Origin of the sequence: Curtobacterium sp. PhB130 (assembly GCF_003755165.1) — a bacterium.
GTDB lineage: Bacteria > Actinomycetota > Actinomycetes > Actinomycetales > Microbacteriaceae > Curtobacterium.
Genome location: NZ_RKII01000009.1, coordinates 205,652 through 223,957, shown reverse-complemented (window position 1 = coordinate 223,957; position 18,306 = coordinate 205,652). Strand labels below are relative to the sequence as shown.

Below are 18,306 nucleotides of genomic sequence, written 5' to 3'. Positions count from 1 at the left end.
TCGGTGCCCGTGAGTGAGGTGGTGCACGATGCCAGACGACCGTGACGACCGTGACGACCGTGACGACCCGGAGCGTGTGACACCGCTGCCCGAGGCGATGACCGGGCGTGCGAGCCCCGCGAAGGCCGCGGAGGGGGACGAGCCCGTCTTCGCCTACCTCGCCTCGCTCCCGCAGCCGCAGCGCGGGATCGCCGAGGCAGTGGACGCGCTGGCGGCCGCCACACTGCCCGAGCTGCACCGCGCGGTGAAGTGGGGCATGGCGTACTACGGCGTCGGCGAGGGCTGGTGCTTCAGCTGCGGTGGCTTCGCCGGGGACGTCAAGGTGATGTTCATCAACGGGGCGACCCTGCTCGACCCGGTGCCGCCGATCACCCCGATCGGGATGGGCAAGGCGACGCGGGGCGTGGAACTGCGGACCGCCGACGAGCTCGACCACGAGCAGGTCGCCGCGTGGATGCGTCAGATCACCGCCGTCCCGGGCATCGGCGGCAAGCGACGCTAGCGGCCCAGCCCGCGCAGCCCGCCCAGCCGGCGCAGCCCGCCCAGCCGGCGCAGCCCGCCCAGCCGGCGCAGCCCGCCCAGCCGGCGCAGCCCGCCCAGCCGGCGCAGCCCGCTCAGTCGGGCAACCGCTCGGCGAGCCCCGCACGCTCCGGCGCCGCCGGGAACGGATCCGCGAAGTACTGCGTCTCGTGCACGACCAGGTCGCCGACGAACTCCATGATCGACACGGTCCGCGTCGGCACCCCGTCGTAGGTGATGACGCACTCGCTGACCCAGAGCGGGCCGCTGCCCACGATCCGGCGGACCGCGAAGTGCCGCTCGGCCGGGTGTCCACCGCGCTGTGCCGCGATCCGCTCGCGTCCGCGGAACCGCTCGCCGGACTGCGGGTAGTCGAGGACCGCCTCGTCGGCGTACATCGCGTGCTCCGCGGTGACGTCACCGCGCTCCGACGCGCGCCAGTGCTCCTCCACGATCGCCCGGCGGTCGGGCGCACCGTGGAGGTCCGTGCCGACGACGTCGTCGAGGTCCATGTGCACAACCTAGGACGGGGCGGGCTCGATCACCAGAGCGGGGCGGCAGCGGCGCGAAGACGGCTCCAGGTCACCCCTTCCGGGTGGGGCAGACGGCCGCGGAACGCAGTGGGATGCTCGTCATGAGCGACGCAGTGACGACCAGCGGCATCGATCGATCCCTCCTGACCAAGGCGTACCTGTACGGCTTCCCCCTGGTGTTCAACCTGGAACAGGTGCGGCGCTACGTCCGGACCGGGATCGGCGCGGTCCCGGCGGCACCGTGGAACACGTTCGGGCATGCCCGCACGCTCGCCGGTCCCGCCGACACCTTCGTCACCATCAACAACGACACCCTGTACTCGATGGCGCAGATCGACCTCAGCGTCGGGCCGGTCCGTCTGCGTGTGCCGGACACCGCCGGTCGCTACTACGTGCTGCAGTTCGTGTCGGCGTGGACGGACAACTTCGCCTACGTCGGACACCGGGCGACGGGGACCGCCGCGGGGGAGTTCCTGCTCGTCCCACCGGGCTGGAGCGGTGACGCTGCAGATGCGTCCACGGCCGATGCCGACCTCGCCGCGACGACCGTGATCCACTTCCCGACCACCGTCGCGTCCATCGTCGGGCGCTGGGCGGTCGCCGACGGTGACGACCTCAGCACGGTGCACGCGCTGCAGGACGCCACGACGCTGACACCGGTGGCCCCGGCTGCGGTCCCGGTGGGACTCGCGGAACCGGACGCCGGCGTCCCCGATGCGGTGGCGTTCCTCGAGGAGCTGCGCGTCTGGTCGCAGCAGTTCCCTCCCGCAGCGCGCGACCTCGAGTTGCAGCGCTCGTTCGGCCCTGCCGGCATCACCGCGCCCTCGAGTCCCTACCTCGACCTGCCGGAGGCGACGACCGAGTCGCTCGCCGACGGGATCGCTGCCGGACACGCGGCGCTGGAACACGCACTGTCGTCGGGAGCGAGTCCGCAGGTCAACGGGTGGAAGCTCACCCTGCACGCCTTCGACTACAACCTGGACTTCTTCGAGGTCGGTGCCCTCGACGACGAACGGTTCGAGATCGCCGACCCGGAGCTCCGGATCGTCGAGCGAGCCGCGGCCGCGCTCGGTGGCCTGTGGGGGAACCACGCCTACGAGGCGGCGTACATCATGACGTACGTGGACGACCACGACGAACAGCTCACCGGCAGTCGGACCTACGCACTCCGCCTCGACCCCACGCCGCCGGTCGGCGCGTTCTGGTCGCTGACGATGTACTCGGTCCCCGACTACTTCCTCGTCGCCAACCCGATCGACCGGTACTCGGTCGGCGACCGCACACCGGGGCTGGTGCGGGACGAGGACGGCGCGCTGACGATCACGATCAGCCACGAGCCACCCGCCGACCCGAACGCGAACTGGCTGCCGAGCCCGGCGGGGGACTTCCGTCCGATCCTCCGGATGTACGAACCGGACGACGCGGTCCTCGACGGGGAGTGGACTGCGCCGCCGATCGTCCGGCGGACCTGACCCCGGCGGACCTGAACCCGCCGGCCCCGACCCGACCCGGTCCGGCGTCAGGCGGTCGCCGAAGCCCGACGCGTGCGGGCGCACACCATGCCGACCCCCACGAGCGCCGCAGCGATCACCGTCAGCACCACGCCGGCGACGGTGATCCCGCCCTCGAACGTCGCGAGCCGCTCCGGCGTCCACGACGTCGTCGCGATGCTCCCGGACACCAGTGCCGCGAGGATCGTGCCGATCGCCGCGATGCCGACCCCGTTCGCGATCTCGCTCGCGGTGTCGACCAGTGCGGCCCCGACGGACGTCCGGTTCGCCGGCAGCCCCTGGATCACGTTGTTCCCGGCCACCACGCCGACCACCCGCATCCCGGCGGCGACGAGCACGATCGCAACGACGATCCACCCGTACCCGGCGCGGCCGCCGACGGCGAAGACCGCGAGTCCGGCGACCACGGCGCCGGCGCTCATCCACGCGGCCCGCCCCAGCCCGACCCGCTGGACGAACGGCCCGACGAACCGCCCGCTCGCGAGCAGCACGACGACCTGCGGCAGCATGGCGAGCGCGGCCAGGGACGGCGCCCACCCCCACGCGAACTGCAGCTGCAGCGTGACCATGTAGGACAGTCCGGACACGGCCAGCCCGGCGGCGGCCTTGTAGGCCAGTCCGCTCGCGACGAGCGGACGGGTGAGCAGCGTCAGGTCCAGGAGCGGCTGGGCCGCGGTCCGCTCGCGGAGCACGAAGGCGACGGCGGCGAGCAGGGTCACGGCCACACCGGTCCAACCCGGCCAGGAGGCTGGGCTCGCCTCGACGAAGAGGGTCGGGGTCACGAGTGCCCCGACCAGGGCAGTGGTCCCGATCACCGCGCCGGCCACGTCGATCCGGTCGGGATGGAGGTCCTCGGCCCGGTCGGCGGGGACGCCGAGCCGGATCCCGACGAACGCGAAGAGGGCGATCGGCACGTTCACGAGGAGGAGCGCCTGCCACGGGGCGACCGCCAGCGCGAACCCGCCGGCGGTCGGGCCGATCGCGAGGCCGACGAGCCCCGCGGTGGAGATCACGGTGAGTGCGCGGATGCGGAGCGACTCGACGTCGAAGAGCCGGAACGCCAGGGCCATCGACCCGGGCGTCGTCATCGCCGCGGCGATGCCCATCACGACCCGGACGGCGATGAGCTCACCGGTGGTCGTGACGAGGGCGGTCGCGAGGCTTGCGAGCCCGAGCAGGACGAGCCCGACGAGCATCACGCGCCGACGGCCGAACCGGTCGGCGACCGCGCCGAAGAGGAGCATCAGGGCACCGAACACGACCGAGTACGAGCCGGTGACCCACTGCAGTGCGGTGGTCGACGCGTGCAGGTCACGGCCGATCGTCGGCAGCGCGACGTTGAGCACCGAGTTGTCGAGCATCTCGAACAGGAAGACGGCGGACAGCCCGGTGAGGGCGACCCATGCGTCCTGGAGCCGAGGGGCGGTGGGGGTACCGGTGGAGACCGGGGTACGGGTGGACACGTGCACTCCTTCGATGAAGAAGTGGCGACTCGTCCGAGACCGCGTGTACTTGCCCTGCCGGCGAACCGGCGAGGCCTTTTGCCCTCTGCCAGAGAGGCTAGGCCCAGATCGCCCGGTTCACAACCCGAAGCCACCGTCCGACGTGAGGACCTGCCCCACCATCCAGCTGCCGGAGGCCGTTGCCAGCCACCCGATGAGCTCCGCCGGGTCCGCCGGCGCCCCGACACGACCGAACGGGGTGCTCGCGATGTACGCGTCGAGGTCCTCGAGCGAGCGGTCGGTCGTCTCCGGGTCCATGTATCCGGTGTTCACCGGGCCCGGGTTGATCGTGTTGAGGATGATACCGAGTTCCAGGAGCTCCGCCGCGACCGTCGCGGTGACCCCGGCGAGCGCCGCCTTGCTGGCGGCGTAGGCGACCTCGCCGCGCATCGCGCCGGAGATCTGTCCGGAGGTCATCCAGAACACGTGTCCCTGCGCCTCGGTGTACGGGCCGCTGCCGACGATCCGGTCCCCGGGCCGCCGCGGTTCCTCGAGCTCGGGCGCTCGGAGTCGCGCGAACTCGGCGGTGAGCAGCAGCGTCGAGCGGGTGTTGACGTCCCAGAAGGCGCTGAGCCGTTCGGGCGTCATGTCCAGGATGCTGCCGTCGTCGCCGCTCTTCGCGTGGTTGCAGACGAGCACGTCGAGCGTGCCGGTCAGCGCGGTCGCCGCGCCGATGACCTCGGGGATGCTCGCGGGGTCGGACAGGTCGGCCGCGACGTCGGCGAAGCGCGCGCCCTCGGTGAGGTGTTCCCGGACGCCGGTGCGGACGGCGTCGAGGTCGTCACCGCCCCAGGGGAGATCGAGGTCGTGCGGGCGGTGGTGGTGGATGACGACGCTCGCGCCGAGGGACGCGAGCTTGGTGGCGACGGCGAACCCGATGCCCCGGCGCCGTGAGACACCGGTGACGAGGGCGGTCTTGCCGTGCAGGGGAAGGTGTGCGGACATGGTGAACCTCTCGATCGCGCCCGGGACGGCGCAGTGATGGGAATCGGAGACGGTTCAGCGGCACTGCATGAGGAATACCCTAGCGGCGGACCGGTGAGGTGACCATGTCGAAGACGGTGCTCTACATGTCCATGTCGCTCGACGGCTTCATGGCCGGACCGAACGTGCGCGACGACAACGGGCTCGGCGACGGCGGTCCGCGACTGCACGAGTGGGTGTTCCCGCCGGAGGGCGAGGTGAACACCCGCGTCGTGGCGGAGTTCATGGCGACCGGCGCGGTCGTCGCCGGTCGCGGCACCTTCGAACCCGCCGGGGGCTGGGACGGCGACCACCACGATGGCGTCCCGATCTGGGTCCTCAGCCGGAACCCGGACCCTGCGTGGGCGGAGCGCTGGCCGCGGGTGCACTCCACCGACGACGTCGGGGAGGCGTTCCGCGCGGCGCGGGACGCAGCCGGGGACCGGGACGTCCTGGTGCACGGCGCGACCGTGGCGCAGCTCGCGATCCGGGCCGGACTGCTCGACGAGATGGAGATCCACCTGGTCCCGGTGCTCTTCGGCGGGGGACGGCGACTGTTCGAGCACCTCGGCGTCGGGCAGCGGGAGCTCGAACGCGTGCGGGTCCTGGCCGGCGACGGCGGCGTCACGCACCTCCGTTACCGGCTGGCGTCCGATCCCTCGTAGCCGGCGGTGGCGAGCGGACCGGATGCCATGGTCGCGACCAGGAGACGGACGGGAGGCCCGGTGCCAGCTGGCACCGGGCCTCCCGTCCTTCGTGCAGCGCGTTCAGCGCGTTCCGGACGTCACTCGGTCGTCGCGACCCAGTCGATCAGCAGGTGGCCGGAGGCACCCCAGTTCCCGACCTGGAACATGTACCGGTGCGGGGTGGTCGGGACGTCCTTCGTGAGCGTCTCGAGGACCGTGCCGTCGACGCTGTAGGTGACCGACTTCCCGGGGACCCAGTCCACGGTGTACGTGTGCCAGTCGCGCCACGAGACGCCGGTGCCGACCTGGGCGCGGTCGGCCTCCTGCCCGGGGACCATCGAGTGCTGGAAGGCGGAGGGGACGTCCTCGAAGTTGCCCTCGGGGAAGTCGATCTCGCCGTCCGACCAGGTTCCGGACGTCGGCCACAGCATGAACGCCGCGCCGTTGCCGTCGCCGCCGGTCGCCTTCGCGCGGACCGAGAACGAGCCGCCGACGTGGCCCCACGCCCCGGCGACGGACCCGAACGTGCCGGCGGTGCCGGAGCCGTTGCCGAGCGTGACGTCCATCACACCGTCGTGCACCGAGACGGTCTTGCTCGGGGCGTAGATGCCGGACGTGCCGTCCGGGTACGGCTGCCAGGACTGCGGGTACGCGGCCGCGACCTGGCCGGTGGCGGCGTCGGTGTCGAAGGTCTCGACGAACGAGGCGTCCGGGGCGTCGGCGGCGCCGGTGTCGGTGCTCGCGTCGGTCTCGGGGGCGGCCGTCGCGCTGGGCTGCGGCGTCGTCGTGACCGTCGGGGCGATCGGCTGGCCGGTCGCCGTGGCGGATGCGGACGGGGTCGGGTCTTCCGAGGGCGTCGCCGTGTCGCTCGGTGTCGGCGTGGTCGTCGGTGTGCTCGGCGCCGAGGGGGAGGCCTTCGGTGGGGCGTGGTGGTGTCCGCGGCCGCCCCACCAGGTGTGGGCGGAGGCGGCGGTCGGGACACCGATCACGAGAGCAGCGGTGGTGGCTGCGGCGACGAACACGCGGCGGCGGGTCACCGGGCGGTCCGTTCGGGCATGGTGGTGAGGGTCGTGTCACGCATGGGCGTGCACGTGCTTCGAGTCGAGATGTCGGGCTCCTCGTGGGCTCGGGCGCGGGAAGCGGGCAGGTTCGGACACGTCGTAGTGGGTGACGCGTCCCCGAACATCTTGCCTCATCTGTGCCCCGTTCGGGGGCCGTCACGCGATCCGCGGCCCCGCAGTCCGGCGCGACGGGCTCACTCGCGTGGCGCCCGGATCACGCCGCCGCTGTGCACCGGACGCACCTCGACGCCACTGCCCGGGGTCCGTGCGACCGGGTTCGTCGCCGCGATGCGGACCGCCTCGTCGAGGTCGGTCGCCTCGATGACGTAGAAGCCGGCGACGATCTGCCCGGTGTCCACGAACGGCCCGGGGGTGGATCCCTCGACACGGACCGACACGGCGTACTCCCGCGGGGTCAGTGCGTAGGCGACGAGCATCGAGTCGGCGGCCAGGAGCTCGCCGGCGTGGTCGTCGCACTCCTTGATGTCCTCGGGCGTCGCGTCGGGCGCGTGGGCGGAGTCGGGTGCGTAGATCAGGGCTGCGAAGAGCGGCACGTCATCGTCCTTCCGTGATGGGTGATTCCTACACCCCTCCGGCATCGCCGGTTGCGCGCGCCCGCTCCTTGATCGCGAGGATCACCGCGGTCTTCGCGTCCGCGTAGTCGTTCATGTCGTCCCAGTGCCTGCGCAGCAGGGCGCGCTTGGTGTCGGCGTACAGCGCGCGGTCGGCCGCGTCCCGGCGCAGGTGGTCACGGAGGAGCAGGTACTCCTGCACCGCGGCGTCACCCCGCTCGTAGACGTGCACGTGGACGTCACGTGCCGGGGTGCGGACGAGCCGGTGCCCGGGCTCCCGGACCCGGAGTTCGTAGCCGGCGGCGAGGAGCGGGTCGAGGTATCCCTGCTCAGCGGTGATGTCGTCGACGGCGACCACGATGTCGATGATCGGCTTCGCGGCCAGCCCGGGGACGGACGTCGAGCCGATGTGCTCGACGTCGACGTCCGTGCCCGCCAGTGCTCGGCTGATCCGCTGCCGGTGCTCGGCGTACACGTCCGGCCACCGCTCGTCGTACTCGTGGAGCTCGACAGCGACGGGCTCGGGGCCGCCGACGACATCGACCGTGGTGACGTCCTCGTGCGCGCTCATCGGGGCATCATCCCAGCAGGGACGCGCGTGCTGCGTCGACGCCGTGTCGCTCGAGCTGCCAGTCCGGGCGGACGAAGTCGTCCCGGGCCAGGCGGACACGGACCTCGTCGACCGTCTCACCGGGTCGGGTCTGCGACCGCGTGACCCCGTTCCGCTCGTAGCCGAGCTTCTCCGAGACGCGGAGCGAGCCGTCGTTCCACGCGGCGGCGCTCGACTCGGCCCAGTCGGCGTCGAGGTCGTCGAACGCGAAGGTCAGCAGTGCCGCCCGCATCTCCGTCCCGAGTCCGACGCCCTGGTGCGCTGACGCGAGCCAGGAGCCGCTCTCGACCGTCCTCCGCGCACCGAACCGGCGCGCGTGCAGCTCCTGGACACCGATGGGGGCGCCGTCACGGAGCACCGTGAAGGACACCCCCCACGAGTCCGGAGTCACTCCGGCGCGGAGCTTCCAGTGGTACTGCGCCAACGACCGTGCCAGCGCATCGGGTTCGGCGTCCGTCCACGGGACGCCGAACGGCATCCGCGCCGGATCGTGCACCCCGGACAGCGCTGCCTCGACCAGGCCGGGCAGGTCCTCGTCCCGCACCGGTCGGAGCTCCAGTCGCGGCGAGACGAGCCGGAGCCCGAACAACGGCCACACGTGTGCAAGGTCCATCGACCAACGATACGAGGCCCGCGCGTCCCGTGACGGCGCGCCCGCGTGGGCACCTAGCCTGATGGGATGACCGACGCCCCAGCCGCATCCGTTCCCGCCGACGATTGGGAAGCGCAGGTCGCGGCGCTGTGGTCGGATGACTCGCTCGGCGACGAGGAACGGCTCGGCGCGATGCGCGATCTCGCTGCTCGCGCGCCGCACCCGGCACTCGGCGCGTTCGAACTCGGCGGAGCGTTCGACTCCGCGGGGCACGAGGCCGAGGCCGACGTGCAGTACGCGCGCGCCACGGCCGACGGCCTCGGCACGATCGACCCCGAGCGCGCCGCCCAGCTCGTGGTGCAGCACGCGTCGACGCTGCGGAACCTCGACCGCGTCGACGAGGCGATCGCGATGCTGCGCGACGCACCCGCCCATCCCGCGACCGGTGCTGCGCCGCGCGTGTTCCTCGCCCTCGCGCTGCACAGCGCCGGTCGGACGGACGAGGCGCTCCGTGTCGCGATCGAGGCCGTCGAACCGACGCTGCCGAGGTACCACCGCTCGGTCCGCGCGTACGCGGCGGCCCTGACGGACGGGTAGTGCGCCGGATGGGGGCTCGACGTGTTGCGCTGGTCACTGGCGGGTCGGTGATCGTGGCCGCCGCCGCGGTGGCCGCGCTGCTCGTGTCGGGGATCGTGTGGCCGACGCGGGTCGCGGCGCTCCGCTACCCGGTGCAGGGCGTGGACGTCTCGGCGTACCAGGGCACGATCGACTGGCCGGTGCTCGCGCGGCAGCACATCGACTTCGCCTACGTCAAGGCCACCGAGGGCGCTGGCACGCAGGACTCCCGGTTCGCGGCGAACTGGTCAGCTGCCCACGAGACGGACCTGCTCGTCGGGGCGTACCACTTCCTGAGCATCGACAGCTCGGGCGGTGCGCAGGCCGCGAACGTCTTCGCGACCGTCGATCGCCGGAGCGGTGACCTCCCGCTCGTCGTCGACGTCGAGTGCTACGCGGCCTACTGCGACGCGCCGCCGTCGCGGGCCGAGGTCCGTGCGGTGCTCGACCCGCTGCTGGCAGCGGTGGAGCGGCACTACGGACGCCCCGCCGTGCTGTACGCGACGCGGGACTGGTACGAGCGGTACCTCGCGGACGCCTACCCCGACAACCCGATCTGGTTCCGGTCGGTCCTGACCGCACCGCACATCGACGACGGCCGCGACTGGACATTCTGGCAGTGGTCCGCCCGCGAGCGGCTCGACGGGTACGACGGCGACGAGGCGTTCATCGACCTGAACGCGTTCAGCGGCAGCCGGGCCGACCTCGACGCGATGCGGCTGCCGTGATGGACGCGTGGCTCATCGTCGTTCGGCTCCTTCGCTGAGCGCGTCAAGGACCTTCCGCTCGATGCCGGCCCTGTCCTGACCGCTGCGGTCGATGAGCAGGGAACGCATCCCGGCTGCTCGTGCTCCTGCGACGTCCGTCCCGGGGTCGTCGCCGACGAACAGGCAGGACGACGGTGTGACGTCGAGTGCGGTGGCCAGTGCAGCGAATGCGCGGGGATCGGGCTTCTGCACGCCGATCGACTCTGACACGCAGATCGCGTCGAACTCGTCGGAGAGCCCGATCAGATCGAGCTTGTCGCGTTGCTGCGATTCGATCCCGTTCGTCAACAGGCCCACTCGGTATCCGGTCGACCGGAGTTGGCGCAGGAGCGACCGGCTGCCCGGGAACGCCCGCCAGGCACCCCGGTAGGCGCGCAGGTACTCCTCGAACAGCGCATCCAGGTCGTCGTCGCCCGTCGGCAGCTCGACGCCGAGCGGCGGGAGGACGGCACGGAGCCGCGCCCGGCGTTGCTCCTGGAAGCTGATCCGCCCGCCCCGCCAGCGTTCGAACTCCCGCTGTTCCGCCGTGAACCAGGAGGTCACCGCCGCTTCGGTCGGCTCCACGCCGAGCGACCGGAAGAAGGACTCGACCCCGTCTCGCGCCGACCCGAGGTGGTCGAAGAGCGTGCCGTCGAGGTCGAACCCGACGGCGCTCACGCCGACCAGAGCCATCGCAGCGCGTCCGGGAGGAGCACCCCACCGTGGTTCGGACTGTGACCACCGTCCCCGACAACGAGTCGGACGTCGTACCCGGCTCGCGCGAGTGCCGACGCAGTGTCGAGGCTCTCAGCGAACCAGTTGTCCTCGCGCTGATTCCAGCCCAGGTCGCGGTGTGCGGCCTGGAGGAAGATCTTGATCGCCCGCGCGTCCCCGTTGGCGAGCAGCGACGGGTACGGATTCCCCCCGGGCATCTGCGCGAAGCTCGCGTTGAACGTGATGACACGCCCGAAGCCGTCCGTCCGCCACCAGGCTGCGGTGAGTGCCGCGTTCCCGCCACTGCTCCCACCGCAGATGCCGCGCATCCTCGGGTCCGACGAGATCCGGAAGCGCGCTTCGACGAGCGGCAACACCTCGTCGAGCAGGAAGTCCGCGTACTCGGAGTCGAACGCGTCGTACTCGGCGTTCCGGTGCTTGGTCGCGACGCCGTCCGCGTTGCGCATGCCTGGGTCGACGAACACACTGGTCATCGCGGGGATGTCGTCCGCAGCGGCGAGGTTGTCGAGAACAGTCCCCCCGCGGACGTCGCCATCGGGGTCGAGGTACCACCAGCCGTCGTTGAAGACCATCACCGCGGTTTCGTCCTCAGCTGACAGCCCAGCCGGCCGGTGCACCCAGATCCGGCGGGACGTGCCCGGGAAGCGACGGCTCGGCGGCATGTGCAGCTCGACGACCGTCCCCGGCGCGACTCCTGCGCGCGGCTCCGAGTCCGGGCCGTACTCGTAGGTGACGTCGACCTGGGAGGTCGGGATGGGGGAGTACCGCACCGTCGTGGCCACGCGTCGACTGTACCGAGCGGTCGTGCGAGGATCGAGCCGTGGGGGAGAAGATCGTGCTGCCGGCCGGGGCTCCGGAGCGGGTGGAACTGGAAGCGGGGGGCTGGACCGTCGTCGCCCGGTCCTTCGGGGCGCAGCTGGATGCGGACCGGATCGACCACGCGAGGCTCAGTGCGCTCGTGTCGCGAGTAGCCGGCCCCGTGCGTGAGCTCGACGCCGGCGACGTCGACGCGGTCCTGCGACTCGACGCCGTCACGGCGGACGACTACCCCGGGAGCATCGCCACCCAGCACGAGCCCCTCGACCGCTCGACGGCGATGCCGTCGGACTCGCGACGGGCCTTCGGCGCCTTCGCGACCGACGGGCCGCTCGTCGCGATGACCTACGTCGACGTGGACGGAGCCGCTGCTGAGACCGGCTTCACGGTGGTGCACCCCGGGACTCGACGTCACGGACTCGGTGTCGCGGTGAAGGCCGCCTCGGTGCTGCAGCTGGTCGCGGACGGGGTCGCACGATTCCGGACGGGTGGCTCACTCGAGAACACCGGCATCCTGCGCGCGAACGACGCGCTCGGCTACGTCCGCGACGAGGAGTGGGTCACCCTCGAGCGCCGCTGAGGCAGAAGAGCGAGGACGTTTCGTCAGCGACGTTGACGAATCCGGTTCTGCGAGCACGGGAATCCTCGACCGGATCCGTCAAACCGGATTCGGAACGTGCTGCTCCGCCGGCGTCGTCACGGCGTTCGGGGGCGTGACCGATCAGGTTCATGATGTCCGGCCCGCGCGAACCGGATCGGTCATCCCGCGATCTGAACGTGCGTGCCCGTCACGCACGGGTGCGCTGCAGGAGTCGATCGCACGCGAGCACCGCGGCGCCGAGCAGGGCACCCGCGACGGCCCAGATCGCCACGGTGAGCGCGATCCCCGCCGGCGGCAGCGCGGTGACGGAACTGGCGAACCCGCCGGACGTCGGGAACTCGGTGATCGGCGCCGTGAGTTCGATGACGGGGAACATCACCCCGGTCACCGCCGAGACGAACGCCGCACCACCCGCGGCGACCGCGGCGAGGGGGACGAAGAGCACCGGGCGCCGGATCCACGTCGCGACCGTCGCCACCATCAGCCCGAGCAGCGCGCCGGTGGTGACGCCCCACACCCAGTCCTGGTCGAGGGGGACCCGACCGAATCCCGCGCCCACGAACGTCCCCGAGCTCGGCAGGCCCGAGAACCAGGGTGCGTTCCCGCGCCGGAGCCACCAGCCGAGGAGCCCGGCCGCGCCACCGAGCACGGTCGTGAGCGCGATGCGTCGGACGGTCCCACCCGTTGGCCGGTGGACGGGACGCAGCACCGCGGTGAGCGACGCAACGGTCCCGCCGAGTGCTCCGACGGCGGTGAGGACCAGCGTCGCCGTGTTGAACACCGTGCTGTCCAGCGGCAGGAACATCAGGTACCGGGAGGGAAGGACGTCCGCGACGTAGCCCCAGCAGCAGAACGCGACCAACGCGAACGCGACGAGGAGCAGCTTCCGCGGGCCTCCGGTGCGCGAGAGCACCGGGGCGAACGGGGCGACCAGTGCTGCGAGCACCGTGCCGACCGCGGTCGCGACCAGGACCAGCGCCGGACCGAGGGCAAGCGCGCCGACGACGAGGAACCCCGTGTCGTTCCGCCCCGCGGCGGCGACGAACACGGCGACCGCCAGCCAGAGCGCTGCCGCGCCGACGATGCCGGCTCGGTACCCGATGAGGGCACCACGGCCGATGATCCTGCTGTGCATCCGACCATCCTGGCCGATGACCAGCCCCGCCACCGTCAGGCCGGCAGGACGATGACCTTTCCGGACACCCGCCCCTCGCTGGCTTCGGCGTGCAGTTCCGGCAGGGCGGTGAGGGGGATACGCCGCGTGACCTCGACCGTGAGCGCGCCCTGGTCGACGAGCGCCGCGAGTTCTGCGAGGCGGTCGCGGTTGCTCAGCACGAACACCGTCACCGACCGCACCCCGCGGGACGCGTCGTCCGGAGCGGCCATCCACGCCGTGGTGCTGACGACGACGCCGCCGTCCCGGACGAGACCGACGAGCGCCACGAACTGGTCGGGCTCGATCGGGGCGAGGTTGAGGAGCACGTCGACCTGATCTTCGACGGCGGCGAGGAGGTCCGTCGCGGTGTGGTCGACGACCTCGTCCGCCCCGGCTGCGCGCACCGCGTCGATGCTCCGCGGGCTCGCGGTCGCGACGACGTGCACGCCGGCACGCTTCGCGAGCTGGACGGCGTACTTGCCGACGACACCACCGGCGCCGACGATCAGCACGCGCTGCCCGGCCCGGAGTCCTCCGTCGTCGAACAGTGCCTGCCACGCGGTGAGCGCCACGGACGGCAGGGCGGCCGCGTCGGGGAGCGGGATGCTGGTGGGCGCCGCCGTCAGGACCGATGCCGGAGCCACGACGAACTCGGCCGCTCCGCCGTCCAGCTCCATCGGGAGGAAGCCGAACACCGCGTCACCGACGGCGAGCCCGGTGGCGTCCGGACCCAGCGCGTCGACGGTGCCGGACACGTCGTAACCGGGGACGTGGGGGAGGACGACCGGGATCGGGAGGAACCCGGCCCGCATGCCGTTGTCCGCCGCGTTGAACGCGGACGCGGCGACGCGGACGCGCACCTGACCCGCACCCGGCACCGGCTGGGGGACGTCCTCGATCCGCAGGACCTCGGGACCGCCCACCTCGTGGAACCGTGCTGCCTTCATGATCTGCTCCGTTCGCTTGTGCTTCGAGTTTGAAGCAACTGACGGCGACGCTAGCACTGCTTCGAACTCGAAGCAATAGGTAGGATGAGGTCATGGAACTGACGCCCACGCAGCTCTCGGCCTACTTCGCCTTCACGGAGGTCAGCAGCCTGCTCCGCCACGCGGTCGAGCGACAACTGCGCGACGTCGGGGATCTCAGCTACGTGCAGTTCCAGCTCCTCGCACGCCTCGGTGACACCCCGGGCGGGCGGCAGCGGATGACCGACCTGGCGGACGGCGTGGTGATCAGCCGCAGCGGACTCACCTACCAGGCGCAGCTGCTCGACCAGCGCGGACTCGTCACACGGGCGCCCTCGCCCGAGGACGAACGGAGCACCGTCGTCGCGATCACCGACGCCGGTCGGGACGTCCTCGCGGCGGTGTTCCCCGGCCACGTCGAGACCGTGCACAGCCTGCTCTTCGCGACGCTGTCGGACGCGGACGCCGACGACCTCGCGCGGATCCTCGGCCGGGCGAGCGAGCACCTCCGCGCCATCCCGCCGCGCTCAGCCGCACCCCGCAAGCGGAAGTGACGTCCTCGGCGAGCCGTCAGTCGTGCTGCGCGGAGTCCCACCAGTCGAGCACCCGCGTGCCGATCAGCGTGAGCCACGGCGACGCCTCGCCCGGCGGGACGTCCTCCGCGAACCAGACCCGGCCCGCGTGCACGCCGTCCTGCACCCAGCGTCCGTCAGCGCCCCGGGCGTCGCGGACCAGCTGGACCGCGTCCGCGAGTCGCGGGTCCGGAGCGGTGCCGTCGACGAGCGCGGCGGCGCGGAAGTGGTCCAGCGCACGCAGCGCGCTGTAGACCCACCGGAACGGGTACGTGAAGTGCGCCGTCCACGGTCCGACGGGTTCGCCCGTCGACAGGCGGCGGAGCAGGTGTCGTTCGAGCAGGTACTCCTCACCACGGTGCCGTGAGCGCCGGAGCGCATCGTTGCCGCCGGTCAGCTCCTCGTGCGCCAGCAACCCCTCGATCACGTTGAGCGTCGAGTGGAACGAGGACCGTGTGGAGCCCTCGACCCACTCGCAGTTCCAGCCCCCGTCCTCGAGCTGGTGCGCCGGCAGCCAGTCCGCGAGCCCGCCCACATCGGCCCCGAGCCACGCCCCGTTCGCGAGCGTGAACCCGTTGATGCAGCAGTCGTCCTCGCCGTTCCAGTACGGCGCGTCGTTGGACTCCCAGCGGCTGTTCCGGGCGAGGAGCTCGGCGGTCCCGGCGAGTGCCGCCGCGTCGACACCCCACCGGCGCAGCGCGTTCAGGGACCAGGTGGTCGCCGTCCACGGCTGGCCCTCGGCGTCGTCCACGTCGCCCTCGACGTCGTGCCCGGCGTCCTGCGCCGGGAAGTACGCACCGCCGGCCCACTGGCCGTCCTCGTCCTGCAGCGCGAGGAGCCGCGCCCCGAACCCGGTGGTGGGCACCGTGGCGCGGGTCGCGCGCCATCGCTCCTCCGGCGCACGCAGCACGTCTCGCTCGACCTGCCAGCGCACCGCCGGGTCGGTCTCCAGCAACCAGTCGACGAGGGCGGGTTCCGCAGCCATGGACGGAGGCTACGCCGGACGGGAGGCTCGGTGCCAGGCCGATCCGAGCCTCCCGTCCGCCTGTCGGTCGCGTCTCGTCACCATGCCGGCCGGACTAGCGCTCGGTCGCCGCCCGCAGGATCCACGTGCGGAACTCGACGGCGAAGTGCTCCAGGTGCTGCTCGACGACCGTTGGTGCACAGGACGCCGGCAGCGTGACGGAGAGCCGGGCGGTGAAGCCGTCGGGCTCGTCGACGAACGTGTTCGCGATGGAGCCGATGACCGTCCCGTCGGCCAGCAGCATGTGCGACCGTCGACCAGCGGGTGGCTCCGCGACGGGGAGCTCCTGCTCGACGACCAGGCTGTCGTCCCACGGGTGCATGAAGAACGAGCACACGTACTCGTCCAGGGTCTCGACGATGTTCACGTCCTGCCCGGGCTCCGCGTGGATCGCGTAGTGCTCGGGGTGGCCCGCGAGCATGACGTCCTCGCGGGCGAACGCGGCGCCGAGCCACGCCCCGAACTCCGCGGCCGTGATGCCGCGCGCACGGAGCGTGGTCGTGCCCGTCGTATCCTCGCCGCCGGAGCGTTCGAGGTGGCCGCGGAGGAACGCGTCTCCCGCGGCGATCTCGTCGGCCAGGAGCTCGAGGAGCCGCGCGCGTCCCGCCTTCCGCTTCAGGAGCGCGAGTGCCCGGCGGGCGGAGAACAGCTCGAAGCCGTCGATCGTGGCGTCGGTGTCCTCGCCCGCCAGGCGGACCGTGGCGGCGGTCACCGCGCTGCCCGGACGGGGAGCTGCAGGTACGAGGCGTGGTCGCCGCCGGTGTGCACGACGTGCGCCCCGGAGTTCGCACCGACGTACTCGCGGATGGCCGGCATCAGCGTGCCGAGGAGGTTCCGCGAGCTCACGATGAACCGCAGCTGTTCCCCCGCGTGGAAGCGCAGCCCGACCGGGAGCAGGTCGATCTCGATCTCGGCGATCTCGCCCGGGGCCAGCTTCTCGACGCGGTCGAAGGTGTGCGCTGGGACGTCGTCGGTCGTCAGCGTCTCGTCGAGGTGCCGGGCGGACACGCGGAGCCTGCCGTCGGAACCCTTGTAGCGGAGGATCGTCGCGCCGTGGTCGGTGAGGTCGTGTGCGATCGCAGACTGGTTCGGGACGGTGAACGCCTGCAGCGGCGTGCCCCACCGGTCGGTCTTCTGGACGAGCACGAACAGGTCCATGTCGTCGGCGCCGCGAGCCTCGACGAACAGGTGCGCCTTCGGGTGGCCGACGAGGACGGTCTCCTCGTCGAAGCGGGTGATGAACGAGACGGCGTCCGGGTTCGCGTCGACGGCGTACGACGCCTCCGCTGCGTCGGACGGCGCGCTGGTGGACAGGGTCCGGGTCCGTGCGTCGAGGAAGTACTTCGTGGCGGTGGCGTCGGCCGGCGGGAACGAGTCGGCGGGGACCGCGACCTCGTCGCCGCCCTCGAGGTCGAGGACCGAGTACCGGACGGTGGGGGTCCGCTCCCACCCGTTGTCGACGCCCTTGAGGAAGTGGTCGAAGAACCGGCGGAGGTCCTCGACGTTCGCCTGGTCGTAGTAGTCCGGCCACTCCTGGCCGTTGTGGATCCGGAGCCACTTCTCGGTACTCGCCATCCGGCGCCAGGCGCGGAATGTGCCAGCGGTGTGCAGGGTGTTCGAGTAGCTCGCGACGACGTACGCCGGGACGGCGATCTTCGCGAAGTCGGGGATCTTCTGCTCCCAGAGGTCTGTCATCAGCGGGTACGCCTCGACCTCGGCGAGGATGTCCTCCTTCTGGCCCTTCCCGAAGAAGCTGCCGTCCTGGAGTTGCTGCGCGAACCCGGTGTCGGGCATCCCGCCGCGCATCACGAGGTCGCGGTAGACGTCGCTGACGCCTTCCCACGGGTTGATCGCGACGAGGTGCGGGGGCTGCTCGGCGGCGGCGAACCACTGCGAGACGGCGAGGTAGCTCGTGCCGCTCATGCCGACCTTGCCGTCGCACCACTCCTGCTCGGCGAGCCACTCGATGACGTCGTACGCGTCGCGGCCGTCCTGGCGGTCCCAGAGCACGCTGTCCCCCTCGGACTGGTCGATCCCGCGGTGGTCGACGTTGCAGATCGCGTAGCCGTGCTCGACCCAGTACGCCGGGTCTGCTCCTTCGAACTTCTCGAGCCCGGACACGGTGCTGTTCGGCAGGCCGACGAGCCCGAACACGCCCATCACGCTGGGGGAGGTGCCCTGTGCCTTGCCGTAGGGGCTCCACGCGAGGATCACCGGGACGGGGGTCGGCGCCGTCCCGGTCGTGGTCGCGGGTCGGAAGACGTCGACGTGGATGGTGGTGCCGTCGCGGAGCTGCATCGCGACGTCCTTGTCGAACACCGTGTCCACCGGCAGCGGCGCGAACTGCGGCGCGATCCGGAACCCGGCCTGGAGCGTGCGGGTGCCGGGCTCGAACGGGGTGAGCACGCCGGTCCGGGCGGCGGGCAGCGGCGTCGACGGGGTCGTGATCCTCTGGTCGGTCATCGTGATCTCCTTCGTGCGGGAGTCCTCCGTGGGCTCGTCGTCGTGGCGAGTGTACGTCCGATCC

At 71.8% G+C, this 18,306-nt stretch carries 21 protein-coding genes; 7 read left to right on the top strand and 14 right to left on the bottom strand.

The genetic code is table 11. The annotated features are described in order from the left end of the window. Positions 1 to 28 precede the first annotated feature (28 nt). On the top strand, positions 29 to 502 hold the full coding sequence (locus tag EDF24_RS14535; RefSeq protein WP_123703774.1) for a DUF1801 domain-containing protein: 474 nt from the start codon (positions 29 to 31) through the stop codon (positions 500 to 502). Between the two features lie 112 nt (positions 503 to 614). On the opposite strand, the gene EDF24_RS14530 is transcribed toward EDF24_RS14535, so the two are convergent. After that, positions 615 to 1,031, bottom strand: a complete 417-nt coding sequence (locus tag EDF24_RS14530; protein WP_123703772.1) for a nuclear transport factor 2 family protein — start codon at positions 1,029 to 1,031, stop codon at positions 615 to 617. A 122-nt stretch (positions 1,032 to 1,153) separates the two neighbouring features. On the opposite strand from EDF24_RS14530, the gene EDF24_RS14525 reads away from it, so the two are divergent. Beyond that, positions 1,154 to 2,524: a DUF1254 domain-containing protein gene (locus EDF24_RS14525; protein WP_123704103.1), complete on the top strand. Its 1,371-nt coding sequence runs from the start codon at positions 1,154 to 1,156 to the stop codon at positions 2,522 to 2,524. A 47-nt stretch (positions 2,525 to 2,571) separates the two neighbouring features. Here EDF24_RS14525 and EDF24_RS14520 read toward each other — a convergent pair whose 3' ends face one another. Continuing rightward, complete coding sequence (locus tag EDF24_RS14520) at positions 2,572 to 4,026, bottom strand: MFS transporter (protein WP_260233456.1); 1,455 nt, start codon at positions 4,024 to 4,026, stop codon at positions 2,572 to 2,574. 117 nt (positions 4,027 to 4,143) lie between these two features. After that, complete coding sequence (locus tag EDF24_RS14515; protein WP_123703770.1) at positions 4,144 to 5,010, bottom strand: SDR family oxidoreductase; 867 nt, start codon at positions 5,008 to 5,010, stop codon at positions 4,144 to 4,146. A 104-nt stretch (positions 5,011 to 5,114) separates the two neighbouring features. On the opposite strand from EDF24_RS14515, the gene EDF24_RS14510 reads away from it, so the two are divergent. Next, positions 5,115 to 5,693, top strand: a complete 579-nt coding sequence (locus tag EDF24_RS14510) for a dihydrofolate reductase family protein (RefSeq protein ID WP_123703768.1) — start codon at positions 5,115 to 5,117, stop codon at positions 5,691 to 5,693. Positions 5,694 to 5,812: 119 nt separating this feature from the next. Here EDF24_RS14510 and EDF24_RS14505 read toward each other — a convergent pair whose 3' ends face one another. The 4 genes from EDF24_RS14505 to EDF24_RS14490 form a co-directional block, all read right to left on the bottom strand. Next, the gene (locus EDF24_RS14505) at positions 5,813 to 6,751 is read right to left on the bottom strand and encodes a glycoside hydrolase family 16 protein (protein ID WP_243698389.1); all 939 of its coding nucleotides are present in this window, start codon (positions 6,749 to 6,751) and stop codon (positions 5,813 to 5,815) included. Positions 6,752 to 6,969: 218 nt separating this feature from the next. Continuing rightward, positions 6,970 to 7,329 carry a YciI family protein gene (locus EDF24_RS14500; RefSeq protein WP_123653312.1) on the bottom strand — a complete coding sequence of 120 codons (360 nt, stop codon included), beginning with the start codon at positions 7,327 to 7,329 and terminating at the stop codon, positions 6,970 to 6,972. A 28-nt stretch (positions 7,330 to 7,357) separates the two neighbouring features. After that, positions 7,358 to 7,918 carry a GrpB family protein gene (locus EDF24_RS14495; RefSeq protein WP_123703766.1) on the bottom strand — a complete coding sequence of 187 codons (561 nt, stop codon included), beginning with the start codon at positions 7,916 to 7,918 and terminating at the stop codon, positions 7,358 to 7,360. Between the two features lie 7 nt (positions 7,919 to 7,925). After that, entirely contained in the window at positions 7,926 to 8,570 is a 645-nt protein-coding gene (locus EDF24_RS14490; protein WP_123703764.1) for a GNAT family N-acetyltransferase, read from the bottom strand. A gap of 66 nt (positions 8,571 to 8,636) precedes the next feature. Between EDF24_RS14490 and EDF24_RS14485 the strand changes: the two genes are divergently transcribed. Then, complete coding sequence (locus EDF24_RS14485) at positions 8,637 to 9,146, top strand: tetratricopeptide repeat protein (protein ID WP_123703762.1); 510 nt, start codon at positions 8,637 to 8,639, stop codon at positions 9,144 to 9,146. Positions 9,147 to 9,154: 8 nt separating this feature from the next. Continuing rightward, positions 9,155 to 9,892: a GH25 family lysozyme gene (locus tag EDF24_RS14480; RefSeq protein ID WP_185021676.1), complete on the top strand. Its 738-nt coding sequence runs from the start codon at positions 9,155 to 9,157 to the stop codon at positions 9,890 to 9,892. Between the two features lie 12 nt (positions 9,893 to 9,904). On the opposite strand, the gene EDF24_RS14475 is transcribed toward EDF24_RS14480, so the two are convergent. Further along, the gene (locus EDF24_RS14475; RefSeq protein ID WP_123703760.1) at positions 9,905 to 10,603 is read right to left on the bottom strand and encodes an HAD family hydrolase; all 699 of its coding nucleotides are present in this window, start codon (positions 10,601 to 10,603) and stop codon (positions 9,905 to 9,907) included. Beyond that, entirely contained in the window at positions 10,585 to 11,427 is an 843-nt protein-coding gene (locus EDF24_RS14470) for an esterase family protein (protein ID WP_123703758.1), read from the bottom strand. Before EDF24_RS14470 ends, EDF24_RS14475 begins: the two co-directional genes overlap by 19 nt. 38 nt (positions 11,428 to 11,465) lie before the next feature. Here EDF24_RS14470 and EDF24_RS14465 point away from each other — a divergent pair, with 38 nt between their 5' ends. Next, on the top strand, positions 11,466 to 12,041 hold the full coding sequence (locus EDF24_RS14465) for an acetyltransferase (RefSeq protein ID WP_123703756.1): 576 nt from the start codon (positions 11,466 to 11,468) through the stop codon (positions 12,039 to 12,041). A gap of 208 nt (positions 12,042 to 12,249) precedes the next feature. On the opposite strand, the gene EDF24_RS14460 is transcribed toward EDF24_RS14465, so the two are convergent. Both EDF24_RS14460 and EDF24_RS14455 read right to left on the bottom strand, forming a co-directional pair. Beyond that, positions 12,250 to 13,197, bottom strand: a complete 948-nt coding sequence (locus EDF24_RS14460) for a hypothetical protein (protein ID WP_148070903.1) — start codon at positions 13,195 to 13,197, stop codon at positions 12,250 to 12,252. Between the two features lie 35 nt (positions 13,198 to 13,232). Beyond that, complete coding sequence (locus tag EDF24_RS14455) at positions 13,233 to 14,165, bottom strand: NADP-dependent oxidoreductase (protein ID WP_123703752.1); 933 nt, start codon at positions 14,163 to 14,165, stop codon at positions 13,233 to 13,235. Positions 14,166 to 14,257: 92 nt separating this feature from the next. Between EDF24_RS14455 and EDF24_RS14450 the strand changes: the two genes are divergently transcribed. Further along, a complete protein-coding gene (locus EDF24_RS14450; protein WP_123703750.1) occupies positions 14,258 to 14,737 on the top strand; it encodes a MarR family winged helix-turn-helix transcriptional regulator in 480 nt (159 codons plus the stop codon). A 16-nt stretch (positions 14,738 to 14,753) separates the two neighbouring features. Here EDF24_RS14450 and EDF24_RS14445 read toward each other — a convergent pair whose 3' ends face one another. The 3 genes from EDF24_RS14445 to EDF24_RS14435 form a co-directional block, all read right to left on the bottom strand. Beyond that, positions 14,754 to 15,740 carry a squalene cyclase gene (locus EDF24_RS14445; protein ID WP_123703748.1) on the bottom strand — a complete coding sequence of 329 codons (987 nt, stop codon included), beginning with the start codon at positions 15,738 to 15,740 and terminating at the stop codon, positions 14,754 to 14,756. 94 nt (positions 15,741 to 15,834) lie between these two features. Continuing rightward, positions 15,835 to 16,491 carry a hypothetical protein gene (locus EDF24_RS14440; protein WP_123703746.1) on the bottom strand — a complete coding sequence of 219 codons (657 nt, stop codon included), beginning with the start codon at positions 16,489 to 16,491 and terminating at the stop codon, positions 15,835 to 15,837. Beyond that, positions 16,488 to 18,242, bottom strand: a complete 1,755-nt coding sequence (locus EDF24_RS14435; protein WP_123703744.1) for a CocE/NonD family hydrolase — start codon at positions 18,240 to 18,242, stop codon at positions 16,488 to 16,490. Before EDF24_RS14435 ends, EDF24_RS14440 begins: the two co-directional genes overlap by 4 nt. Between the last annotated feature and the right edge of the window lie 64 nt (positions 18,243 to 18,306).